Annotated in this window: 22 protein-coding genes; 8 read left to right on the forward strand and 14 right to left on the reverse strand. The window is 71.4% G+C overall.

Annotated features, from left to right (window positions below; translation table 11 throughout):
- Positions 1 to 493: 493 nt before the first annotated feature.
- The 4 genes from ACTOWY_RS15250 to ACTOWY_RS15265 form a co-directional block, all read right to left on the reverse strand.
- Entirely contained in the window at positions 494 to 847 is a 354-nt protein-coding gene (locus ACTOWY_RS15250) for a hypothetical protein (protein ID WP_247760702.1), read from the reverse strand.
- A 244-nt stretch (positions 848 to 1,091) separates the two neighbouring features.
- Positions 1,092 to 2,105, reverse strand: coding sequence for a ketol-acid reductoisomerase (gene ilvC / locus ACTOWY_RS15255; protein ID WP_247760703.1), 1,014 nt, complete (start codon positions 2,103 to 2,105; stop codon positions 1,092 to 1,094).
- 29 nt (positions 2,106 to 2,134) lie between these two features.
- Positions 2,135 to 2,641: an acetolactate synthase small subunit gene (ilvN, locus tag ACTOWY_RS15260; RefSeq protein WP_247760709.1), complete on the reverse strand. Its 507-nt coding sequence runs from the start codon at positions 2,639 to 2,641 to the stop codon at positions 2,135 to 2,137.
- Positions 2,642 to 2,645: 4 nt separating this feature from the next.
- On the reverse strand, positions 2,646 to 4,472 hold the full coding sequence (locus ACTOWY_RS15265; protein WP_441310269.1) for an acetolactate synthase large subunit: 1,827 nt from the start codon (positions 4,470 to 4,472) through the stop codon (positions 2,646 to 2,648).
- Positions 4,473 to 4,751: 279 nt separating this feature from the next.
- On the opposite strand from ACTOWY_RS15265, the gene ACTOWY_RS15270 reads away from it, so the two are divergent.
- Positions 4,752 to 5,141, forward strand: coding sequence for a PH domain-containing protein (locus ACTOWY_RS15270; protein WP_441310270.1), 390 nt, complete (start codon positions 4,752 to 4,754; stop codon positions 5,139 to 5,141).
- Positions 5,142 to 5,163: 22 nt separating this feature from the next.
- On the forward strand, positions 5,164 to 7,008 hold the full coding sequence (gene ilvD / locus ACTOWY_RS15275) for a dihydroxy-acid dehydratase (RefSeq protein ID WP_441310271.1): 1,845 nt from the start codon (positions 5,164 to 5,166) through the stop codon (positions 7,006 to 7,008).
- 140 nt (positions 7,009 to 7,148) lie between these two features.
- Here the strand turns inward: ilvD and ACTOWY_RS15280 are convergent, their stop codons facing one another.
- Both ACTOWY_RS15280 and ACTOWY_RS15285 read right to left on the reverse strand, forming a co-directional pair.
- Entirely contained in the window at positions 7,149 to 7,787 is a 639-nt protein-coding gene (locus tag ACTOWY_RS15280; RefSeq protein WP_441310272.1) for a DoxX family protein, read from the reverse strand.
- A 157-nt stretch (positions 7,788 to 7,944) separates the two neighbouring features.
- Positions 7,945 to 8,868, reverse strand: a complete 924-nt coding sequence (locus ACTOWY_RS15285; RefSeq protein WP_441310273.1) for a 2-hydroxyacid dehydrogenase — start codon at positions 8,866 to 8,868, stop codon at positions 7,945 to 7,947.
- Positions 8,869 to 8,959: 91 nt separating this feature from the next.
- Between ACTOWY_RS15285 and ACTOWY_RS15290 the strand changes: the two genes are divergently transcribed.
- On the forward strand, positions 8,960 to 10,075 hold the full coding sequence (locus tag ACTOWY_RS15290) for a PQQ-dependent sugar dehydrogenase (protein ID WP_441310274.1): 1,116 nt from the start codon (positions 8,960 to 8,962) through the stop codon (positions 10,073 to 10,075).
- Between the two features lie 80 nt (positions 10,076 to 10,155).
- On the opposite strand, the gene gatB is transcribed toward ACTOWY_RS15290, so the two are convergent.
- From gatB to gatC, 4 genes are read right to left on the reverse strand one after another with little or no spacing between them, the layout of a single operon-like run.
- On the reverse strand, positions 10,156 to 11,667 hold the full coding sequence (gatB, locus tag ACTOWY_RS15295) for an Asp-tRNA(Asn)/Glu-tRNA(Gln) amidotransferase subunit GatB (RefSeq protein WP_441310275.1): 1,512 nt from the start codon (positions 11,665 to 11,667) through the stop codon (positions 10,156 to 10,158).
- Positions 11,657 to 11,926, reverse strand: coding sequence for a hypothetical protein (locus ACTOWY_RS15300; protein WP_185009272.1), 270 nt, complete (start codon positions 11,924 to 11,926; stop codon positions 11,657 to 11,659). The genes gatB and ACTOWY_RS15300 overlap by 11 nt, the downstream gene beginning before the upstream one ends.
- Positions 11,923 to 13,446: an Asp-tRNA(Asn)/Glu-tRNA(Gln) amidotransferase subunit GatA gene (gatA, locus tag ACTOWY_RS15305; RefSeq protein ID WP_441310276.1), complete on the reverse strand. Its 1,524-nt coding sequence runs from the start codon at positions 13,444 to 13,446 to the stop codon at positions 11,923 to 11,925. Before gatA ends, ACTOWY_RS15300 begins: the two co-directional genes overlap by 4 nt.
- A 2-nt stretch (positions 13,447 to 13,448) precedes the next feature.
- Positions 13,449 to 13,745 carry an Asp-tRNA(Asn)/Glu-tRNA(Gln) amidotransferase subunit GatC gene (gene gatC / locus ACTOWY_RS15310; protein WP_185009277.1) on the reverse strand — a complete coding sequence of 99 codons (297 nt, stop codon included), beginning with the start codon at positions 13,743 to 13,745 and terminating at the stop codon, positions 13,449 to 13,451.
- A 187-nt stretch (positions 13,746 to 13,932) separates the two neighbouring features.
- On the opposite strand from gatC, the gene ACTOWY_RS15315 reads away from it, so the two are divergent.
- The 4 genes from ACTOWY_RS15315 to ACTOWY_RS15330 all read left to right on the forward strand — a co-directional run bounded on the left by ACTOWY_RS15315 (position 13,933) and on the right by ACTOWY_RS15330 (position 17,825).
- On the forward strand, positions 13,933 to 14,586 hold the full coding sequence (locus ACTOWY_RS15315; RefSeq protein WP_441310277.1) for an ACT domain-containing protein: 654 nt from the start codon (positions 13,933 to 13,935) through the stop codon (positions 14,584 to 14,586).
- Between the two features lie 145 nt (positions 14,587 to 14,731).
- Complete coding sequence (locus ACTOWY_RS15320; RefSeq protein WP_441310278.1) at positions 14,732 to 16,135, forward strand: alpha/beta fold hydrolase; 1,404 nt, start codon at positions 14,732 to 14,734, stop codon at positions 16,133 to 16,135.
- 11 nt (positions 16,136 to 16,146) lie between these two features.
- Complete coding sequence (locus ACTOWY_RS15325; protein WP_441310279.1) at positions 16,147 to 17,196, forward strand: sensor histidine kinase; 1,050 nt, start codon at positions 16,147 to 16,149, stop codon at positions 17,194 to 17,196.
- Positions 17,193 to 17,825, forward strand: a complete 633-nt coding sequence (locus ACTOWY_RS15330) for a response regulator (RefSeq protein WP_441310280.1) — start codon at positions 17,193 to 17,195, stop codon at positions 17,823 to 17,825. Before ACTOWY_RS15325 ends, ACTOWY_RS15330 begins: the two co-directional genes overlap by 4 nt.
- Here ACTOWY_RS15330 and ACTOWY_RS15335 read toward each other — a convergent pair.
- Positions 17,822 to 18,601: an NADPH:quinone reductase gene (locus ACTOWY_RS15335; RefSeq protein ID WP_441310281.1), complete on the reverse strand. Its 780-nt coding sequence runs from the start codon at positions 18,599 to 18,601 to the stop codon at positions 17,822 to 17,824. The two genes, ACTOWY_RS15330 and ACTOWY_RS15335, sit on opposite strands and share 4 nt — an antisense overlap.
- Positions 18,602 to 18,655: 54 nt before the next feature.
- On the opposite strand from ACTOWY_RS15335, the gene ACTOWY_RS15340 reads away from it, so the two are divergent.
- Positions 18,656 to 19,540, forward strand: a complete 885-nt coding sequence (locus ACTOWY_RS15340; protein ID WP_441310282.1) for an Lrp/AsnC family transcriptional regulator — start codon at positions 18,656 to 18,658, stop codon at positions 19,538 to 19,540.
- Positions 19,541 to 19,543: 3 nt separating this feature from the next.
- Here the strand turns inward: ACTOWY_RS15340 and vapC are convergent, their stop codons facing one another.
- The 3 genes from vapC to ACTOWY_RS15355 are packed head-to-tail and all read right to left on the reverse strand — an operon-like array spanning position 19,544 to position 20,919.
- Positions 19,544 to 19,954: a type II toxin-antitoxin system VapC family toxin gene (gene vapC, locus ACTOWY_RS15345; RefSeq protein ID WP_441310283.1), complete on the reverse strand. Its 411-nt coding sequence runs from the start codon at positions 19,952 to 19,954 to the stop codon at positions 19,544 to 19,546.
- Positions 19,939 to 20,163, reverse strand: a complete 225-nt coding sequence (locus ACTOWY_RS15350; protein ID WP_441310284.1) for a type II toxin-antitoxin system VapB family antitoxin — start codon at positions 20,161 to 20,163, stop codon at positions 19,939 to 19,941. Before ACTOWY_RS15350 ends, vapC begins: the two co-directional genes overlap by 16 nt.
- A 24-nt stretch (positions 20,164 to 20,187) precedes the next feature.
- On the reverse strand, positions 20,188 to 20,919 hold the full coding sequence (locus ACTOWY_RS15355) for a 3-keto-5-aminohexanoate cleavage protein (RefSeq protein WP_441310285.1): 732 nt from the start codon (positions 20,917 to 20,919) through the stop codon (positions 20,188 to 20,190).
- Positions 20,920 to 20,922 lie beyond the last annotated feature (3 nt).

Here is a 20,922-nt window from a genome sequence, read left to right on the forward strand (position 1 = left end):
TGATGCCCCTCGCCGTCACTGCCGCCGAACGGATCAGCTTCGCTGGACACGTCGGAGCGGTCTTGTGCAGGTTGCATCAACTTGCGTTACCGATGTGCAGGACGGCGGCGTCCACTTCATCGACCATGACCGGGTTACCGCACCGGCGGTCGGGAACAACGCCAGAACAGCGACACTCCACCGCGCCGCTGCCGCGCAGCCTGGTGGATGTGGTGCCGGTGCGGCAAGCGACCTTCGTCGCATCCCGGGTAGGTCCTGCTACCCGCCGCGCGCCAATCCGGCGTACCAGTCCGGCCAACTTGGCGTACAAGAACGGCCAACACGGCGTACGACTTCGGCCAACACTCGGAGCGGGTGGGCTTCGCTGGGAGTGTTGGCCGTTCTCGTACCGCGTGTTGGCCGTTCTGGGACCGCGTGTTTGCCGTTGTTGTACGCCGCGTTGGGCGTTGTGGGAGGCCGGGTGGGGACCTGGGGCGGCGGGGCGGCGACGGGGCTAGTGCAGGGCGTGCCGGGGGCGGCTGTCGGCGAAGGCGGTGTGCTGGGCCGCGACCAGCATCTGGGGCAGGCCGCGTTCCACGGCCAGGAACCGCTGGGCGCTGTCGTAGGCGCGGCAGGGCTCGAACGGGAGGCGGTGGCGGCGTTTGCCTGGCTGGCACTGGCGGCAGTGGCCGTACTCGTCCGGTTCGTGCGCGTCCAGCACGAGCTTCAACGCGGAGATGAGGCGGGGCATCTCTGCCCTGGCCAGCTCGGCCACGTCCGGATCGTCGAGGGTGTGGATGAGGGTGAACAACTTGGCCAGGTGGGTTCGGACAGACTCGTCCAGGCCACCGGTCATGTTGCCGGTCATGGCTTTGCACGCTCCCCGCGTCGTCATGAGGCGGCGCTTCCGCCGTCTCCCTGCTGCCGGGCCGGGGTCCCAAGCCCTGCCGGCTGACTGCGGATCACTTGTCAACCCTATGCTAAATAAGCAAATTACCGAGTGAAATGAACTGATCGGGTGGGATCTCGGATCACCCTCCGTAACCCCCTGAACAGCGCGAACGCCGCCCACTCCAGGGTGGACGGCGTTCGCTCTGTGCTGGTTGCAGACGTCAGGCGGTCTCGGTGATGGGGCGGTCGACCCAGGACATGAGTGCCCGGAGCTTCTTTCCCGTCTCCTCGATCGGGTGAGCTTCGCCCTCTTGCTGGAGCTTGCGGTAGTTGGCGCGGCCGTTGTCGTCCTCGGCCACCCACTCCCGGGCGAAGGTGCCGTCCTGCACCTCGGTCAGGATCTTCTTCATCTCCTCCTTGACCGCGGCGGTGATCACGCGCGGGCCGCGGGTCAGGTCGCCGTACTCGGCGGTGTCGGAGATGGAGTAGCGCTGGCGCGCGATGCCGCCCTCGTACATGAGGTCGACGATCAGCTTCAGCTCGTGCAGGCACTCGAAGTAGGCGATCTCGGGGGCGTAGCCCGCCTCGGTCAGCACCTCGAAGCCGGCCTGCACCAGCGCGCTGGCGCCGCCGCAGAGCACCGCCTGCTCACCGAAGAGGTCGGTCTCGGTCTCCTCGGTGAAGGTGGTCTTGATGACGCCTGCCCGGCTGCCGCCGATGGCCTTGGCGTAGGAGAGCGCGAGCGCCTGGCCGTTGCCGGTGGCGTCCTGCTCGATCGCGATCAGGCAGGGCACGCCCTTGCCGTCGACGAACTGGCGGCGGACCAGGTGGCCGGGGCCCTTCGGCGCGACCATGGCGACGTCCACATTGGACGGCGGGGTGATCAGGCCGTAGCGGATGTTGAAGCCGTGCCCGAAGAAGATCGCGTCGCCGTCGTTGAGGTTGGGCGCGATGTCCTTGGCGTAGATGTGCCGCTGCGCGGTGTCCGGCGCCAGGATCATGATCAGGTCCGCCTCGGCGGATGCCTCGGCGGGGGTGAGGACGCGCAGGCCCTCCTCCTCGGCCTTGGCCCGGGACTTGCTGGTCTCCGGCAGGCCGATGCGGACGTCCACGCCCGAGTCACGCAGGCTCAGCGCGTGCGCGTGGCCCTGGCTGCCGTAGCCGATCACCGCGACCTTGCGCCCCTGGATCACGCTGATGTCGGCGTCGTCGTCGTAGAAGATCTCGACACTCATTGCTCTTGCTTCTCCTGTCGTGCGTTATCTCAACGGACCGCGGTCGCGGTGATGGAACGGGCGCCCCTGCCGATGGCCACCATGCCGGACTGGACCATCTCCCTGATGCCGTAGGGCTCCAGCATGCGCAGCAGGGCGTCGAGCTTGTCGGCGGTGCCGGTGGCCTCGACGGTCAGCGCCTCCGGCGAGACGTCGACCACCTTGGCGCGGAAGAGCTGCACGGTCTCCAGCACCTGGCTGCGCACGGTGGCGTCGGCCCTGACCTTGACCAGCAGCAGTTCCCGGCGCACCGAGGTGGCCCCGTCCAGCTCAACGATCTTGATGACGTTGACGAGCTTGTTGAGCTGCTTGGTGACCTGCTCCAGCGGCAGCAACTCCACGGCGACCACGATGGTCATCCGGGACACCTCGGGATGTTCGGTCGGGCCGACCGCGAGGCTCTCGATGTTGAAGCCCCGCCGGGAGAACAGCCCAGCCACCCTGGCGAGCACACCGGGCTTGTTCTCCACCAGCACGCTGAGCGTGTGCCGAGTCATCGCCTCACACCTCGTCTTCGTCGAACAGCGGGCGGATGCCGCGCGCGGCCATGATCTCGTCGTTGCCGGTGCCCGCGGCCACCATCGGCCACACCTGCGCGTCCTTGCCCACCACGAAATCGATCACGACCGGGCGGTCGTTGATCTCCATCGCCTGCTGGATCACCGAGTCGACCTCGTCCTTGGTCTCCGCGCGCAGACCGGCGCAGCCCAGCGCCTCGCCCAGCAGCACGAAGTCCGGGATGCGGTGCTTGTGCGTGCCCAGGTCGGTGTTGGAGTAGCGCTCGGAGTAGAAGAGGTTCTGCCACTGCCGGACCATGCCCAGGTTGCCGTTGTTCATCACCGCGACCTTGATCGGGATGCCCTCGATCGCGCAGGTGGCCAGCTCCTGGTTGGTCATCTGGAAACAGCCGTCGCCGTCGATGGCCCAGACCTGGGCGTCCGGCAGGCCCGCCTTGGCGCCCATGGCCGCGGGCACGGCGAAGCCCATGGTGCCAAGACCGCCGGAGTTGATCCAGCTGGCAGGCTTCTCGTACTTGACGAACTGGGCGGCCCACATCTGGTGCTGGCCGACGCCCGCGGTGTAGACCGCGTCCGGCCCGACCAGCGCGCCGATCCGCTCGATGCAGTACTGCGGGGACAGCGAACCGTCGGCAGGCCAGTCATAGCCCAGCGGGAACGAGCCGCGGATGTCGTTGAGCATGGTCCACCAGGCGGAGATGTCCGCCCTGGTGCCACCGTCGTACTCGGCGCGCACCGCCGGGACCAGGTCGGCGATGATGTCCTTCACATCGCCCACGATCGGCACATCGGCCTTGCGGTTCTTGGAGATCTCGGCCGGATCGATGTCGGCGTGGATGACCTGCGCGTCCGGCGCGAAGGTGCCCAGCTGGCCGGTGACCCGGTCGTCGAAGCGCGCGCCCAGGGTGATCAGCAGGTCCGAGCGCTGCAGCGCGGCCACCGCGGCCACCGTGCCGTGCATGCCCGGCATGCCCAGGTGCGAGCGGTGCGAGTCCGGGAAGGCGCCGCGGGCCATCAGCGTGGTGACCACCGGGATGCCGGTCAGCTCCGCCAGGTCGAGCAGTTCGGCGCTGGCCTGGCCGCGGACCACGCCGCCGCCGACGTAGAGCACCGGGCGCTTGGCCGCGGCGATCAGCTTGGCCGCCTCGCGCACCTGCTTGCCGTGCGGTTTGGTGGTCGGCCGGTAGCCGGGCAGCCGCATCTCCGGCGGCCAGGTGAAGGAGGTGGTGGCCTGCAGGATGTCCTTGGGCAGGTCGACCAGGACCGGGCCTGGCCTGCCGGTGCTGGCGATGTGGAAGGCCTCGGCGATCGCCCGCGGGATGTCCGCGGCCTCGGTCACCAGGATGTTGTGCTTGGTGATCGGCATGGTGATGCCGCAGATGTCGGCTTCCTGGAAGGCATCCGTGCCGATGGAGGAGCGGGCCACCTGACCGGTGATCGCGACCATCGGGATGGAATCCATGTAGGCGTCGGCGATCGGGGTGACCAGGTTGGTCGCGCCGGGGCCGGAGGTGGCCATGCACACACCCACCCGGCCGGTGGCGTGGGCGTACCCGGAGGCGGCGTGACCCGCGCCCTGCTCGTGCCGGACCAGGATGTGCCGCAGCTTGGTGGAGTCCAGCAGCGGGTCGTAGGCGGGCAGGATGGCGCCGCCGGGGATGCCGAAGACGATCTCGCAGCCCACCGACTCGAGCGAACGCACGAGCGACTGCGCGCCGGTCACCCGGACCGGAGCGCCGGCCGGCGGGGTCGGGCGGGGTCTTGCCCCCTGGGACGGCGGGGGCGGCGGTGTGGGCCTCACCTGGGTCATCGGGTCTGCCTCGTGTTCGGTGTGAGCAAGCTAAGGGCAACAAAAAACCCTCGTCGGCCCGGGTCGGCCATACGAGGGTTGCGCGTCGACGAGTGCTTCCTAGGCGTCGACGCGCCTGGGAAGTACGAGGAGGAAAGTCTTGCGCTGCACCCTGTCGACGCTAGTCCTTGGCCGGGACAGGCGTCAACTCTGCGGGACGGTACTCCCGCATGTTGGACACGACCGAGGGACATGGAACCTTCGTCAGGGGGTGTTCGCGCACGTGGGAGGATCGGTTCCGTGAGCGGACTGATTTTCCGGATCCCCACCACGGCTATGATTCCGGTGGCGTTGCTGTTCCTGTGCGCGACACCACTCGCCTTCGGCGCGCCGGGGCTCCAGGTGATCTACCTGGTGCCGATCGCACTGGTCCTGTGGGTGATCCGCACCAGGACCGTGGTCGACGCCGAACAGGTGCGCATCCGCACGATGTTCGGCGCCCGCAGCATCGCCTGGTCGGACATCGCCTCGCTGCGACTGACCAAGCGCTCCGGCGTGAAGGCCGTGCTGGCCGACGAGTCCGAGGTCACGCTGCCCGCGGTGCGGGTGCGCGATCTGGACGCGCTGGCCCAGGCCAGCGGCGGCCGCTTCGGCGGCGAGTCCGGCACGACCGAACCCGGCAAAGACTGACGAACCCCGTTAAGGAGGAGCAGTGCCCCCGCTCCGCTCCCGCGTGACCACCCACGGCCGCAACGCGGCAGGCGCCCGTTCGCTGTGGCGCGCCACCGGTATGACCGACTCCGACTTCGGCAAGCCGATCGTGGCGATCGCCAACTCCTACACCCAGTTCGTGCCGGGCCACGTGCACCTGCGCGACCTCGGGGACATCGTGGCCGAGAAGATCGCCGAGGCCGGCGGGGTGGCCAGGGAGTTCCACACCATCGCGGTGGACGACGGCATCGCCATGGGGCACGGCGGCATGCTCTACTCGCTGCCCTCCCGCGAGCTGATCGCGGACGCGGTGGAGTACATGGTCAACGGCCACGCGGCGGACGCGCTGGTGTGCATCTCCAACTGCGACAAGATCACCCCCGGCATGCTGATGGCCGCGCTGCGGCTGAACATCCCGGTGGTCTTCGTCTCCGGCGGGCCGATGGAGGCAGGCAAGGCCGTGGTGGTGGACGGGGTCGCCCAGGCGCCCACCGACCTGATCACCGCGATCGCCGCCTCGGCCAGCCCGGACGTCGACGACGAAGGTCTGTCCATTGTGGAGCGTTCGGCCTGTCCGACCTGCGGCTCCTGTTCCGGCATGTTCACCGCGAACTCGATGAACTGCCTCACCGAGGCACTCGGGCTGTCCCTGCCCGGCAACGGATCCACCCTGGCCACGCACGCCGCCCGGCGGGCGCTGTTCGAGCGGGCCGGGACCACCGTGGTGGAGCTGGCCAAGCGGTACTACCAGCAGGACGACGACTCCGCGCTGCCGCGCAACATCGCCAACCGGGCCGCGTTCGAGAACGCGATGGCGCTGGATGTGGCCATGGGCGGCTCGACCAACACCGTGCTGCACATCCTGGCCGCCGCGCACGAGGCGGAGATCGACTTCACCATGGCCGACATCGACGCGGTCAGCCGCCGGGTGCCCTGCCTGGCCAAGGTCAGCCCGAACTCCGACTACCACATGGAGGACGTGCACCGGGCCGGTGGCATCCCGGCCATCCTGGGCGAACTGGACCGCGGCGGGCTGCTCAACCGCGCGGTGCACACGGTGCACAGCGCGAACATCGACGAGTGGCTGGGCGCCTGGGACATCCGCGCCGAATCGCCCTCGGCCGAGGCGGTGGAGCTGTTCCACGCCGCGCCCGGCGGGGTGCGCACCACCCAGGCCTTCTCCACCGAGAACCGCTGGTCCTCGCTGGACACCGACGCGGCGGGCGGCTGCATCCGGGACCGGGAGCACGCCTACACCAAGGACGGCGGCCTGGCGGTGCTGCGCGGCAACCTGGCCGAGGACGGCGCGGTGATCAAGACCGCCGGCATCGACGAGGAGCTGTGGGTCTTCCGCGGCCCCGCGCGGGTGGTGGAGAGCCAGGAGCAGGCGGTCTCGGCGATCCTGGGCAAGCAGGTGCAACCGGGCGAGGTGGTGGTGGTCCGCTACGAGGGGCCCTCGGGCGGGCCGGGGATGCAGGAGATGTTGCACCCCACCGCGTTCCTCAAGGGCGCCGGGCTGGGCAAGGTGTGCGCGCTGATCACCGACGGCCGCTTCTCCGGCGGGTCCTCGGGCATCTCGGTCGGGCACATCTCGCCGGAAGCGGCCGAAGGCGGGCTGATCGGGCTGGTGCGGGACGGGGACGAGATCGTCATCGACGTGCACCAGCGCAAGCTGGAGCTGCTGGTGGACCCGGCGGTGCTGGCCGAGCGGCTGGCCAAGATGGAGGCCAGCGAGAACCCGTGGCAGCCGGTGGACCGGCAGCGCCCGGTGTCCAAGGCCCTGCGCGCCTACGCCCGCCTGGCCACCTCCGCCGCCACCGGCGCGGTCCGCGACCCCGCCAAATAACGGCCAACACACCGTCCACAACGGCCAACACTGCGTACAACAACGGCCAACACTCGCGAGGGGTTGAAACCCGCTCGGCGTGTTGGCCGTTCTTGTACGGCGTGTTGGCCGTTGTCGTACGGTGGGTTGGCCGTTGTGGGTTAGCGGAGGACTACCAGGGTGATCACCGAGGAGCCTGCCGCGATCAGGAGGAAGAGCACGCCCCACGGGAGTGGGACGCGCGCCCAGGCGCGGCCGTTGTCCAGCGCGGCGCGGCCTGGGCCGAGGAAGAGCAGCGCGGCGGCCAGGGCGCCGAGCACCAGGTCGAACTCGAAGCCGGTGCCGGTGGAGCCGAGGAAGAAGCCGTTGTTCCACTTCAGCGTGACTACGTTGATCATCACGCCGAGCAGTCCGGCCGCGCCGAGTGGGGTCAGGAAGCCGAGCACGATCAGCGCGCCGCCGCCCAGCTCGGTGATCCCGGTGACGTAGGCCAGGATCCGGGTCTGCTGGAACCCGAAGGACTCCAGGAACTTGGCGAATCCGCTGATACCCGGTCCGTTGAACGCGCCGAAGAGCTTCTGCGCGCCGTGCGCGATGAACGTGCCACCGAGCACCAGGCGCAGGACGAGCAGCCCGAGGTCGGCGCCACTGTTCCACGCGAAGGGCTTGCGCCGCACGGTGTCCGCACCGCCGGCCTGGTCAACGGGCAGCGCCGCCGTGGTTCCGGTGGACGTGTAGCCCGCGTCGTCGAAGTGGTGCGCGCCCCCGCTGGTGCCGGGGCCGCTGTCGTGAGTGCTCACGCCCAAGCAGGCTAGGTGATCCGGGCCACTTCGGCGACCCGGGCGGCGGGCCGGGGGCGGCGCGGAGGCGGGTGCGGCGGCAACGGCGCTGGTCAGCGCGCGGACCTGTGAGATCGGCCTCGCCGCGAGGGTGGGGCCCGGTGGCGGCCGGGCTGGGTCAGTAGCTGCCGCGGATCAGGTTGTCCGGGTCCTCGCCTGCCGCGAACTGGGCGATCTGCCGGGCCACGATGGCGAACGCGCGCTGGTGCTGACCGGCCACGCTGCCGGCCACGTGCGGGGTGAGCAGCAGGTTCGGCGCGGTCCACAGCGGGTGTCCGGCCGGCAGCGGCTCCGGGTCGGTGACGTCCAGGGCGGCGCGCAGGCGGCCGCTGGTGAGTTCGGCCAGCAGCGCGTCGGTGTCCACCACCGGGCCGCGGGCGGCGTTGACGAAGATCGCGCCATCGGCCATGCAGGCCAGGAACTTGGCGTCCACCAGGTGCCGGGTGTCCTCGGTCATCGGCACCACCACGATCACCACGTCGTAGCGGCCGAGCAGGTCGGGCAGCTCGTCCTCGCCGCGCACGCCCTCGCGCGCCGTGCGGCCGACCAGGGTGACCTCGGTGTCGAACGGGGTCAGCCTGCGTTCGAGCTGGTAGCCCAGGTCACCGGCGCCGACGACCAGGATCCGCTTGTCCTGGAGGGTGTCGGTCGGGTGGTAGGCCCACTCCCCCGCGCGCTGGGCGGCGTCGAACTCGCGGAAATCCCGGTAGATCGACAGCAGCGCGCCGACCACCCATTCCGCGGTGCTGCCGCCGTGCGCGCCCCGGCAGTTGGACAGCCGCACGTGCTCGGGCAGGGCGCCGATCCACGCCTCGGCGCCCGCGCTGAGCAGCTGCACCAGCTTGAGTCTCGGGAAGGTCCTGGCCAGCGGCACCAGTTCGCGGGAGGCCAGGAACGGGGGCACGAAGACCTCGGCCTCGACCGCCTCGGCAGGCATGCTGAGCTGGTCTCGCGGGTCGTAGCTGACCACCCGCACCCCGTCGATCGCGGAGACCAGCTCGGCGGCCCCCGGGTAGTCGGGCAAGAGCACTGTCAGGGTCACCCGCCGACTCTAACCCCGGGTTCACCTGCGCCCACCTACCCTGGTGACCATGCCAGCCCCGGGTTCGACGCGACGGACGTCCCTTGTCGGGATGGTGGCGCTCGCCCTGCTGGTCTCCGGCTGCGCGAGTTTCCCCGAGGTCCGCCAGGCCGACTGGACCGAGCAGCCCCGGCTGCAGCCGCAGGGCGGTCCGCCGCCTGGTGGGGGCGGCGGGGGTGGCGGCGGTCAGCAGCAGCGGCCGAACACCCCGGTGCCGCCGCCGGATGGCTGCAAGGACTTCGACCCCGCCGTGGTGGCGACCTGCCTGGACCAGGTGGCCGCGGTCGCGGTGCTGCCGGACGGGCAGTCGGCGCTGGCCGCCGAGCGGGTCAGCGGCCGGATCTTCAAGGTCCAGCCCGGCCAGGCCCCGGTCGAGTTCGCCCGCATCCCGGTGGACGGCGCCGGTGGCGGCGGCCTGACCGGCCTGGCTCTCTCGCCCAGCTACGCCGAGGACGGCCTGGTCTTCGCCTATGTCACCACCGGCGCGGACAACCGGGTGGTGCGCATCGCCAAGGGCGACGGCCCCAAGCCGGTGCTCACCGGCATCCCGCGCGGCGCGCGCAACAACGGCGGCGCGCTGGCCAAGGACCGCACCGGCGCGCTGCTGGTGGCCACCGGCAACGCGGGCAACGGCAACGCCGCCAACGACCCGGCCTCGCTGGCGGGCAAGGTCCTGCGGATCACCACCTCCGGCAAGCCCGCCGAGGGCAATCCGACCGCCTCCAGCGCGGTCATCGCCAACGGCCTGACCAGCCCCGGCGGCATCTGCAGCACCAGCGACCACCGCAGCACCTGGGTCACCGACCGCGCCGACAAGCAGGATGTGGTCTACAAGCTCGCCCTGGGCAAGCCGCTGGGCACCCCGGCCTGGACCTGGCCGGACCGCCCCGGGGTGGCGGGCTGCGCGGCCTACACCGACCGGTTGTCGGTGGCGCTGACCGCGGGCGCGGGCATGTTCAACCTGGCGCTGAGCAACACCGGGGCGTTCACCGGGCGGCCGGAGACCACGTTGAAGGGCGTCTACGGGCAGCTCGGCGGGGTCGACCTGGCGCCGGACGGCAACTCCTGGGTGGGCACGCTGAACAAGGCCGGCGGCAAGCCGGTCTCCAGTGACGACCGGGTGTTCGTGCTGCCGCCGCAGGGTGGCGGGGGCGGCGGGAACGACTAGGCCGCCTGCCTGCTTGGCCCAACTTGACGTACGACTTGGCCCAACCGGGCGTACCGGTTGGGCCAAGTCGTACGAGCTTGCTACTGGCCGCAGCGTTCCAGGACCAGCTCGCGGACGCGCTTGGCGTCGGCCTGGCCCTTGGTGGCCTTCATGACCGCGCCGACCACGGCGCCCGCCGCGGCGACCTTGCCGGAGCGGATCTTCTCGGCCACGTCCGGCTGGGCGGCCAGGGCCTCGTCGATCGCGGCGAGCAGGGCCGAGTCGTCGGAGACCACGACCAGGCCGCGGGCTTGCACCACGGCGTCCGGGTCGCCTTCACCGGCGAGCACGCCGTCGACGACCTGGCGGGCCAGCTTGTTGGTCAGCTTGCCCTCGGCCACCAGCACGATCACCCTGGCCAGCTGGGCCGGGGTGATGGCCAGCGCGGTCAGTTCGATGCCCTGGGTGTTGGCCTGCTGGGACAGGTAGGCCACCCACCAGGACCGGGCCTCATCCGGCGAAGCGCCCGCTTCGACGGTGGCCGCGACCAGGTCCAGCGCGCCCGCGTTGACCAGGTCGCGCAGTTCCAGGTCGGAAAGCTGCCAGTCCTGCTGGATGCGCTTGCGGCGCTGCCAGGGCAGTTCGGGCAGGGTCTCCCGCAGCTCCTCCACCCACTCCCGGGTCGGCGCGATCGGCACCAGGTCGGGCTCCGGGAAGTACCGGTAGTCCTCGCTGGTCTCCTTGCGCCTGCCGGCCCTGGTGCTGCCGGTGGACTCGTCGAAGTGCCTGGTCTCCTGGATGACCTCGCCGCCGCTGGTCAGCACCGCGGCGTGCCTGCGCATCTCGAAGTGCACGGCCCGCTCGACGCTGCGCAGCGAGTTGACGTTCTTGGTCTCCGAGCGGGTGCCCAGCTCGGTGCTGCCCTTGGGCATCAGCGAGACGTTCGCGTCGCAGCGCAGCGAGCCCTGGTCCATCCGCACGTCGGAGACGTCGAGGGCCTTGAGCAGGTCGCGCAGTGCGCTGACGTAGGCGCGGGCCACCTCGGGCGCGCGCTCACCGGTGTCGTGGATCGTCTTGGTGACGATCTCGATCAGCGGCACGCCTGCCCGGTTGTAGTCCAGCAGGGAGAACTCCGCGCCGTGGATGCGCCCGGTCGCGCCGCCCACGTGCAGCGACTTGCCGGTGTCCTCCTCCATGTGCGCGCGCTCGATCTGCACCCGGAAGATCTCGCCGTCGTCGAGCACCACGTCCAGGTAGCCGTTGAAGGCGATGGGCTCGTCGTACTGCGAGGTCTGGAAGTTCTTCGGCATGTCCGGGTAGAAGTAGTTCTTGCGCGCGAACCGGCACCACTCCGCGATCTCGCAGTTGAGCGCGAGACCGATCCGGATGGCCGACTCGACCGCCTTGCCGTTGACCACCGGCAGCGCGCCGGGCAGGCCGAGGCAGGTCGGGCAGACCTGGGTGTTGGGGTCGGCGCCGAACTGTGTCGGACATCCGCAGAACATCTTCGTGTTGGTGTGCAGCTCGACGTGCACTTCCAGCCCCAGCACCGGGTCGAAGCGCTCGACCACGTCGGAGTAGGGCAGCAGGTCTGCCGTGACGTCAGTCGTCATCGCCGTCGTCCTCCCAGTCGGACAGGATGTCCCGCTTGAGCAGCTCGGACTGGAGCACCATGGTCCCGAGCAGTTCCTCGTCGTTGATCCCGGCGGTGCGCCGGGTACACCAGGTGGGCGTGCCGCTGGCGTCCAGGCACTTCACCACCGCGAGCGCCTCGATCGGCGTCCAGCCGTCGGGCAGCGGGAACAGTTCCAGTCCCCGCAGCACCTGGCCGACCGCCTGGCGGGTGTCCTCCCGCTCACTGCGTTCGCTCACCGCACGCCCGCCGCGAGGTCCGGCACCCGGTGGATCTGCGCACCGCCCTCGGCGTCGTTGCGCGCGACCTCATACGCCGCGGCCACCCGGTACATCCGCTCATCGGCCAGCGCGGGCGCCATGATCTGCAGCCCGACCGGCAGCCCGTCCTCATCCGACAGACCGCTGGGCACGCTCATCGCCGCGTTGCCCGCCAGGTTGGCCGGGATGGTGCAGAGGTCGGCCAGGTACATCTGCATCGGGTCTGCGGTGCGCTCGCCGATGCGGAAGGCCGTGGTCGGCGTCGTCGGCGAGATCAGCACGTCGACCTGCTCGAAGGCGGTGCTGAAGTCCCGCGAGATGAGCGTGCGGACCTTCTGCGCCGAGCCGTAGTAGGCGTCGTAGTAGCCGGCGGAAAGTGCGTAGGTGCCCAGGATGACCCGGCGCTTGACCTCGGGGCCGAACCCGGCCTCGCGGGTCAGCGACATGACCTGCTCGGCGTCCAGCGACGGATCGTCGCCGCCGACCCGCAGGCCGTAGCGCATGGCGTCGAAGCGGGCCAGGTTGGAGGAGCACTCGCTGGGCGCGATCAGGTAGTAGGCGGGCAGCGCGTAGGTGAAGTTGGGGCAGGAGACCTCGATGACCTCCGCGCCCAGCTTCTCCAGGGTGGCCACCGCGGCCTCGAAGGAGCGCAGCACGCCCGGCTGGTAGCCGTCGCCGCTGAACTCGCTGACCACGCCGATGCGCAGGCCGGACAGGTCGCCGCTGGCGCCCTGGCGGGCGGCCGCGACCACCGGCGGCACCGGCACGTTCAGCGAGGTGGAGTCGAGCGGGTCGTGCCCGGCGATGACCTCGTGCAGCAGCGCCGCGTCCAGCACGGTGCGCGCGCACGGCCCGGCCTGGTCCAGCGAGGAGGAGAAGGCGACCAGGCCGTAGCGGGAGACGCCGCCGTAGGTGGGCTTGACGCCGACGGTGCCGGTGACCGCGCCGGGCTGGCGGATCGAGCCGCCGGTGTCGGTGCCGATGGCCAGGGGGGCCTCGAAGGCGGCCAGCGAGGCGGAGGAGCCGCCGCCGGAGCCACCGGGGATGCGGTCCAGGTCCCACGGGTTGCGGGTGGGGCCGTAGGCGGAGTTCTCGGTGGAGGAGCCCATCGCGAACTCGTCCATGTTGGTCTTGCCGAGGATGACCACGCCCGCCTCGCGCAGCCGCCGGGTGACGGTGGCGTCATACGGCGGGATCCAGCCCTCGAGCATCTTGGAGCCGCAGGTGGTGGGCACGCCCCTGGTGGTGAGCACGTCCTTGAGCGCCAGCGGCACCCCGGCCAGCGGCGAGGCGGGGGCCTCACCGGCGGCGATGGACTTGTCCACGGCCTCGGCGGCGGCCAGCGCGCCCGCGGTGTCCACGTGCAGGAAGGCGTGCACCGCGCCGTCCACCGCGGCCACCCGGTCCAGGTGCGCCTTGGCGACCTCCACCGCGGAGACCTCCCGCGAGTGGATCTTCGCGGCCAGCTCGGCCGCGGTGAGCCTGGTCAGGTCAGTCATGATCACGCCTCCCCGAGGATGCGCGGCACGCGGAAGCGGCCGTCTTCGCTGGCGGGCGCGGCGGCGAGCGCGTCCTCGTGTGACAGGCAGGGCACGATCTCGTCGGCGCGGAAGACGTTGGTCAGCGGCACCGAGTGCGAGGTCGGCGGGACGTCCTCGGCGGCTACCTCGCCGACCTTGGCCACCGCCTGGATGATGCCGTCCAGCTGGCCGGCGAACAGGTCCAGTTCGGCATCGGTGACGGCGAGCCTGGCCAGTCTGGCCAGGTGCGCTACCTCGTCGCGCGAGATGGTGGGCACTGGTGGACTCCCTGAAAGTTGCTGCCCGGATGCGGGGCATTGTTCGGGGCGAGTCTATGGCGCACCCATGCGCGGTCCCGAACGGGTTGTTGGTCGGCTGGTCACGCTGTGGATAACTGGGCGGGTTCTCTCGACATGTGGACGGCGGAATCGGCGTTGTCATCCGGGTCTGCGACAATCGGCGGCCGTGTCCTTCCTGATCCGCGTGCAGCTACCCGACCGTCCCGGCACCCTGGGGGCGGTCGCGTCGGCGCTCGGGGAGATCGGGGCCGACATTCTGAGCGTGGACGTGGTCGAACGCGGGGTCGGCGTGGCCATCGACGACCTGGTGGTGGAGCTGCCCTCGGGCCGCCTGCCGGACGTGCTGATCACCGCGGCCGAATCGGTCGAGGGCGTCGAGGTGGACGCGGTCCGGCCGTACGCGGGCATCCTGAACACCCACCGTGAGCTGGAGCTGGTCGAGGAGATCGCCGCCGAGCCGCGCAAGGGGCTGGCGGTGTTCACCGAGGGCGTGCCGCGGATCATCCGGGCCGGCTGGGCCGTGGTGGTCGGCGACAACGGCGACGGCCCGTACCGGATGGCGGCCAGCAGCGCCGCCCCGGAGACCAAGGCCATCGAGCTGCCCTGGCTGCCGCTGCACAAGGCGACGGTGCTCGACGGCGAGGAGCCGTGGGTGCCGGAGACCTGGCAGGAGCTGGGCACCGAACTGGCCGCCACCCCACTGGGCAACCCGGAGCGGGTGCTGCTGGTGGGACGGCCCGGCGGGCCGATGTTCCGGGCGGCGGAGGTGGCCAGGCTGGCGCACCTGGCCGGGATCGTCGCGGTGGTCCTGCCCGACTAGCGCGGGTCGCGGCGGATCGCGTCTGCCGGATTGCAGACGCGGCGGGAGCGTCCGGACGGACAGCCTTGGCGGGTGAACTTGACCTTTCGGGTGCTCGCCGCGGCGGTCGGCGCGACGCTGGCCGCGCTGATCGCGCCACCCGCCAGTGCCCTGCCCGCCCCGGGCGCCACGGCCGACGCCGCCCTGCTCGCCGCCGAGCCGGGCCCGGCCACCCACGCTGTCCTGGCGGGACTGCGGCCCGGGCCTCCAGTGCGCCGCTCTGTCCGTCCCCACCGATCACGCCGCCCCCGCGAGTCCGCGCTTCGACCTCGGCCTGGCCCGCTTCCCCGCCCGCGACCAGTCCCGCCGCCTCGGCTCCATCGTGATCAACCCCGGCGGGCCGGGCGCGATCCTCGACCTGCTGCCGCACCTGCGCGAGCAGTTCACCGACCTCACCCAGTGGTACGACGTGGTCCTGTTCGACCCGCGCGGGATGGGCCGCAGCGCCGGGATCACCTGCCCGAGCCCGGCCCCGATGCCGCTGGAGTGGACCTTTCCGACCAAGGCCGCCTTCGACGAGCACACCGTGCGCAGCCGGGTTTTCGGCGAGAGCTGCACGGCCGCGGCCGGACCGCTGGGCGGGAAGCTGGACAGCCGGCAGGTCGCGCACGACCTGGACGCGCTGCGGGCCGCGCTCGGCGAATCCCGGTTGCGCTACCTGGGCAACTCCTACGGCACCGTGTTCGGCCAGGCCTACCTGTCCCTGTTCCCACACCGGGCCGGACGGTTCTTCCTGGACAGCGTGTACGACCACACCAACCGCTCCCAGCGGGACTGGGTGGCCTCCCGGGCCGCGGTGACCGAACGGAACCTGCACCGGTTCGCCCAATGGTGTGATCGCACCCAGAGCTGCGCGCTGCACGGGCGGGATCTGGTGCGGGTGTGGACCGAGCTGGTGGCCCGTGCCGAGCGGCAGCCGATCCCGGCGCCGGGGGCGGTGCACGGCGGCCCGGGCACGGCCTCGCGGATCATCTCCAGCACCTTCGCAGACTTCGAGCGGGAGTGGCCGCGGCTGGCCGAGGGCATCGCCGAGGCCGCGGCGGGCGATGCCAGCAAGCTGGTCGGCGTGCCGTCGATCCCGGTGGAGACCGATGTCAACCGGCTGATCAGCTGCTCGGATTTCCCTTACCCCACCGGGTACGCGGAAGTGAGCCGGATCGTGGCGGAGGTCCGCGCCACCGTGGCGCCGTTGCTGGGCTGGCGGCATGCCTGGGTGAACGTGCTCAAGTGCACCGGCTTCCCTGCGGTGAAAGGCTTTGCCCCGCAACCGATCCGGCCCGCGCTCCGGCCGCCCTCGCTGCTGGCCGACGGCATCCACGACGCGGTGACCACAGTGGACTACGGTCGCCGGGTGGCCGCGCAGCTGCCCGGTTCCCGGCACATCGCGGTGGACGGCGCGCACGCGAACTACCTCTACGGCGGCAACCGCTGCCTGCGCGACCACGTGCACCGCTACTTCACCACCGGCGCACTTCCGCCAAACGGCACGACCTGCCCGGCCAATCCCTGAACACTGACCGGGTGATCGCCTTGTCGCGGCCCCTGCGCCAGGACGCCCTCCTGGCCGGGGCCGCCTTCCTCGCCCTGGCCGGCGGCGTGCTGCTGGAACGCGGCACGCTGGGCTGGCCGCCGGTGCTGGCCAGCCTGGCGCTGAGCCTGCCGCTGGTGCTGCGCCGCCGGTACCCGGTCGGCGTGGCCCTGGTCTGCGCGGTGATCGCCTTCCTGGGCACCGGCCTGCCCGGCTGGTCCGGCCGCACCGTCACCGCGGCCGCGTTCTGCTCCGCCGTCTACCACCGGCGGGACCGGTTCGCGCTGGTGGTGACCCTGTCGCTGACCTGGACCGTGCTCTACGGACTCGCCGCGCCCGCCCCGCCGGCGACCCCGTTCATCACCGAGGCGCTGCTGCTGGGCCTGTCCCCGATCGCGGCAGGCACGGCGTTGCGGCTGCACCGGGAACGGGTGGAGTCAGCGGCCTCGCTGCGGCGGGCCGAACTGGGCCGGATGGTCGCGGACGAGCGGCTGCGGATCGCCAGGGACGTGCACGACGCGGTGGGCCACCACCTGACCGCGATCCGGTTGCAGGCCATGGCGGGCAGCCGGGTGCCGACCGCCGCGGCGGGTGCCCTGGAGCGGATCACCGAGCTGTCCGCGACGGCGCTGACCGAGACCCGCGAACTGCTGGCGGCGCTGCGGGAGGAGCCGGGGCTGGACCGGCTGCCGGAACTGGCGGCGCGGCTGGGCCACGGCGGGCCGCGGATCACCGTGCGCGGGGCGGACACGCCGGTGCCCGAGTTGCTGGGGCAGCACGCCTATCGGATCGTGCAGGAGTCGCTGACCAACGCGGTGCGGCACGCGGGCGCGTCGCAGATCGAGGTGGCGGTGCGGCGGAACGGGACGGAGCTGGAGATCACGGTCAGCGACAACGGGTCGGGCGGGCCGGCGTCGACCAGCGACGGTCACGGCCTGCGCGGCCTCCGGGAGCGGGCCGAACTACTCGGCGGCTCCTGTGCTGCGGGGCCGGCCAACAGTGGCTGGCGGGTACACGCCGTGCTGCCCTGGGTCCCGCGATGATCCGGGTGCTGCTGGCCGATGACCAGCAACCCGTGCGCGAGGCACTGCGCCTGCTGCTCTCCGCCGAACCCGATATCGAGATCGTCGGCGAGGCGGCCAACGGCGCCGAGGCCGTGCACCTGACCCGCTGGCGCCGCCCGGACGTGGTGCTGATGGACATCCGGATGCCGCACCAGGACGGCCTGTCCGCGATCGAGGAGCTGGCGGGCACGCCGGCCCGGATCCTGGTGCTCACCACCTTCGACCTGGACGACTACCTCTACCGGGCGCTGCGCGCAGGGGCGGCCGGATTCCTGTTGAAGGACAACGATCCCGAGCTGCTGACCAGCGCGATCCGGGCGATCCACCAGGGGCAGGGGCTGATCGACCCCAAGGTCACCGGCAGCCTCATCCGGCGGTTCGCCCAGCTCTCGCCCGCGCCGCCGGGACCGGAGCTGGGCGCGCTGACCGGCCGGGAGCGAACCGTGTTGCGCGCCTTGGCCCGTGGGCTGAGCAACGCCGGGATCGCCGCCGAACTCGGCGTGGGCGAGGGCACGGTGAAAACCCACGTGGCCAGGGTGCTGGCCAAACTCGGGCTGCGCACCCGGGTGCACGCGGTGATCTACGCGCACGAGCACGACCTGGGTTAGAACTCGGCCCGGTGGTCGGCCACCCACTGCCGGAAAGCGCGGGCGGGCCGGCCGGTCACCGCCGCCACATCCTCGGTGATCTCCGGATCGGGCTGGGCGGCCATCCTCGCGTAGGCGTCCAGCAGCACGTCCACAAAGGACAGTGGCAGGCCGTCGGCGATCAGCTGGACGCGGGCGGCTGGCCGGTCGAGTTCCACCCAGCGCAGCGGGCGGCCGAGCACCTCGCCGAGGATCCGCACCTGCTCGGCCTGACTGAGCACCGCGGGCCCGGTGAGCCGGTACACCCGGCCGTGGTGGCCGTCCCCGGTGAGCGCGCGCACCGCGACCGCCGCGATGTCCGCCTCGTGCAGCAGCGCCATGCCCAGCCCGCCGTGACTGCCGCGCACCAGGTCCCCCGCCCGGATCTGCCCGGCCCACCAACGGGTGTTGACCGCGAAGGTGCTCGGCCGCAGCACCGTCCACTCCAGACCGCAGCGCCGGATCAGCTCCTCCTGCCCGTCCATGCTCAGGTCGCGCACCCCACCCGAACCGAGGAACACCACCCGGCGCGCGTGCCGGGCGATCTCGGCCAGCACACCGGGCAGCGCCGCGCCGCTGTGCAACGGCCAGAGCAGGAACACCGCGTCCACCCCGCGCAGGCAGTCCCGCAGGCTCTCCGGCCGCGCCAGATCGACCCGATCCCGTTGTGGCGTAACGACTTCCACCTCCGACAGCTGGGCGAGCAGCTCGCGGCCGACGTTGCCGGTCGCCCCGGTCACCAGAATCCGTGTTGTCATGCCCCCAGCGTTGGCTCGGGGTGCGGATTTCCGCCCGTGGCTTACCGTGATCCGGTGGAATCCGTCATGCTGGACGAGCTGGAGCGGGAAATCGTCAGCCGGCTCCGGGTGGACGGGCGGGCCCCGTTCAGCCGGATCGCCGCGGCCCTGGACGTCTCGGAGAACACCGTGGCCCGCCGGTACCAGAAGCTGCGCTCAGCCGGACTGCTGCGCGTGGTCGGCTCGGTCAACGGCCCGCTGATCGGCCGCACCTCCTGGACCCTGCGCATCCGCTGCACCCCCGACGCCGCCGACCCCATCGCCGCCGCGCTGGCCCGCCGCCCGGACACCTTCTGGGTGCACCTGCTCGCCGGCGGCACCGAGATCTCCTGCAACGTCCAGGCCCGCTCCGACACCGCCCGCGATGCGCTGCTGATGGACAAGCTGCCGCGCACCAGCCGGGTCCTGGACGTCAGCGCGCACGCCCTGCTCGGCGAGTCCGGCCCCGAGGTGGCCCTCGACGAGGGTGATCACGCGCTGCTGGCCGCACTGGCCAGGGACGGCCGGACCCGGCACACCGAACTGGCCACCGCCACCGGCTGGTCGGAGTCCACGGTGAAACGCCGGATCGAGGGCCTGCGCGCCGCCGGAGTGCTGGTGTTCGAGGTGGACCTGCCCCCGGCGGCGCTGGGTTTGCGGGCCGAGGCGCGGCTGTGGCTGACCGTCCGGCCCTCGGCGTTGCGCCGGGTCGCCGCGGCGATCGCCGCGCACCCGGAGGTGGTCTTCAGCGCGGTCACCACCGGCCGGACCAACCTGACCGCGATGGTGGCCTGCCGGGATTCCGGTGCGCTGTACCGGTATCTGACCGACCGGATCGGCGGGTTGGACGAGGTGCACACCGCGGAGACCGCGCCGGTGATCCGCACGGTGAAGCGGGCCGGACCGGTGCTGCCGCGGTAGCCGTCAGTCGAACAGCGGCATCGTCCGGAGTTGTGGGGCCACAGCGGCCAGTCGTTCGAAGTCGATGTCCTTGTGCACCATGGTCACATCGGCGCGAAGAGCCACCGAGGCGATGAGACAGTCGACCATCGAACGCACCGTGTCACCAGCCCGCCGAACGGCTCGATAGAGGTCAGCGGCCTGATGGAAGTCGATCGCCGGATCGACGTCGATCTGGGCGAACGAACCGAGCACCTGCTCGACCCGCGTCAACGCAGCGGGGGAAGCACCGGCCCGGACCTCCATCAGCACCGGCTGGGTACAGGCCAGGATCTCGGGGTTCTGGGCGAGTTTTTCGAGGGTGGCGGCCGCAGCCGTTTCCCGGTCGCGGAACCAGTCAATCCACACCGAGGTGTCGATCAGGCAGAGCGCCACATGTCCTCCGGGCTGTCTCCGCCACGAAGCTCGTCCAGGTCGCCATCCCAGCCAATGCCACGCAGGGACAGCACGTCGTCGGTGGTCACCTTCGGGCCGACCAGCCGCTGCAGCGCGAGATGAACCGCCTCACGCTTGGTGGACAGGCGGTAGCGACGCATCACCTCAGCCACCAACTCATCGTCGATGTCGATGTTCGTGCGGGCCATACACCAACCATACACCAAGATCGCTTAGAACTCCTGTGCGGCGCGGATCAGCTCCGAGTTGTCCGCGGCCGGCTCGCCGTCGGGCAGCACCAGGGTGTCCTCCAGGCCGATCCGGCGCGGCAGCCCCAGCCGGGCCGCCTCGGCGAGCACCGGCCAGGCGCCTGCCTCCTCGCCGTGCAGCAGGATCGGCAGGTCGTCCGGCAGGAAGTCCAGGGCCTCCAGCAGCGCGGTGGCGGCGGGCCGGGCGCGGTCCGGGTGGGTTTCCTGGACCTCGGCCAGCACCCGGACGGTGCCGGGTGGGGGGCCACCGGCGGCCCGCAGGCGGGCGGCGGCCGGGATGGTGAACACACCCAGTTCGATGCCGATGCCCGCCCGGTGCAGCACCACGCAGACCTCCAGCCAGCCGGGTTCGTGCACGTTCACCGAGGCCACGTCGGGACGGCCCGCCGCCAGGCCGGACCAGCCGGCGACGAGCTGGGCGCGGCGCACCGGGTCGGGGGTGATCCAGGCCCCGGTGCTGACGCCGATCTCCACGCCGGGGGCCGCGGCGCGCACGGTGGCGACCACGGTGGCCAGTTCGGGGCCGGCCAGGGTCTCCAGGCCGACCGCGTCCCTCGGGTGCAGGTGCACCGAGGTGACGCCCAGTTCGGCGACCTCGGCCACCGTGCTGGCCAGTTGCCAGGGGGTGATGGGCACGGCGGGATGTGCCTCCGCCGGTCGGTTGCCGTTGGGACAGCACTGCAGCAGCGGAAGCATTGC

Origin of the sequence: Crossiella sp. CA198, from assembly GCF_052078295.1 — a bacterium.
GTDB lineage: Bacteria > Actinomycetota > Actinomycetes > Mycobacteriales > Pseudonocardiaceae > Crossiella.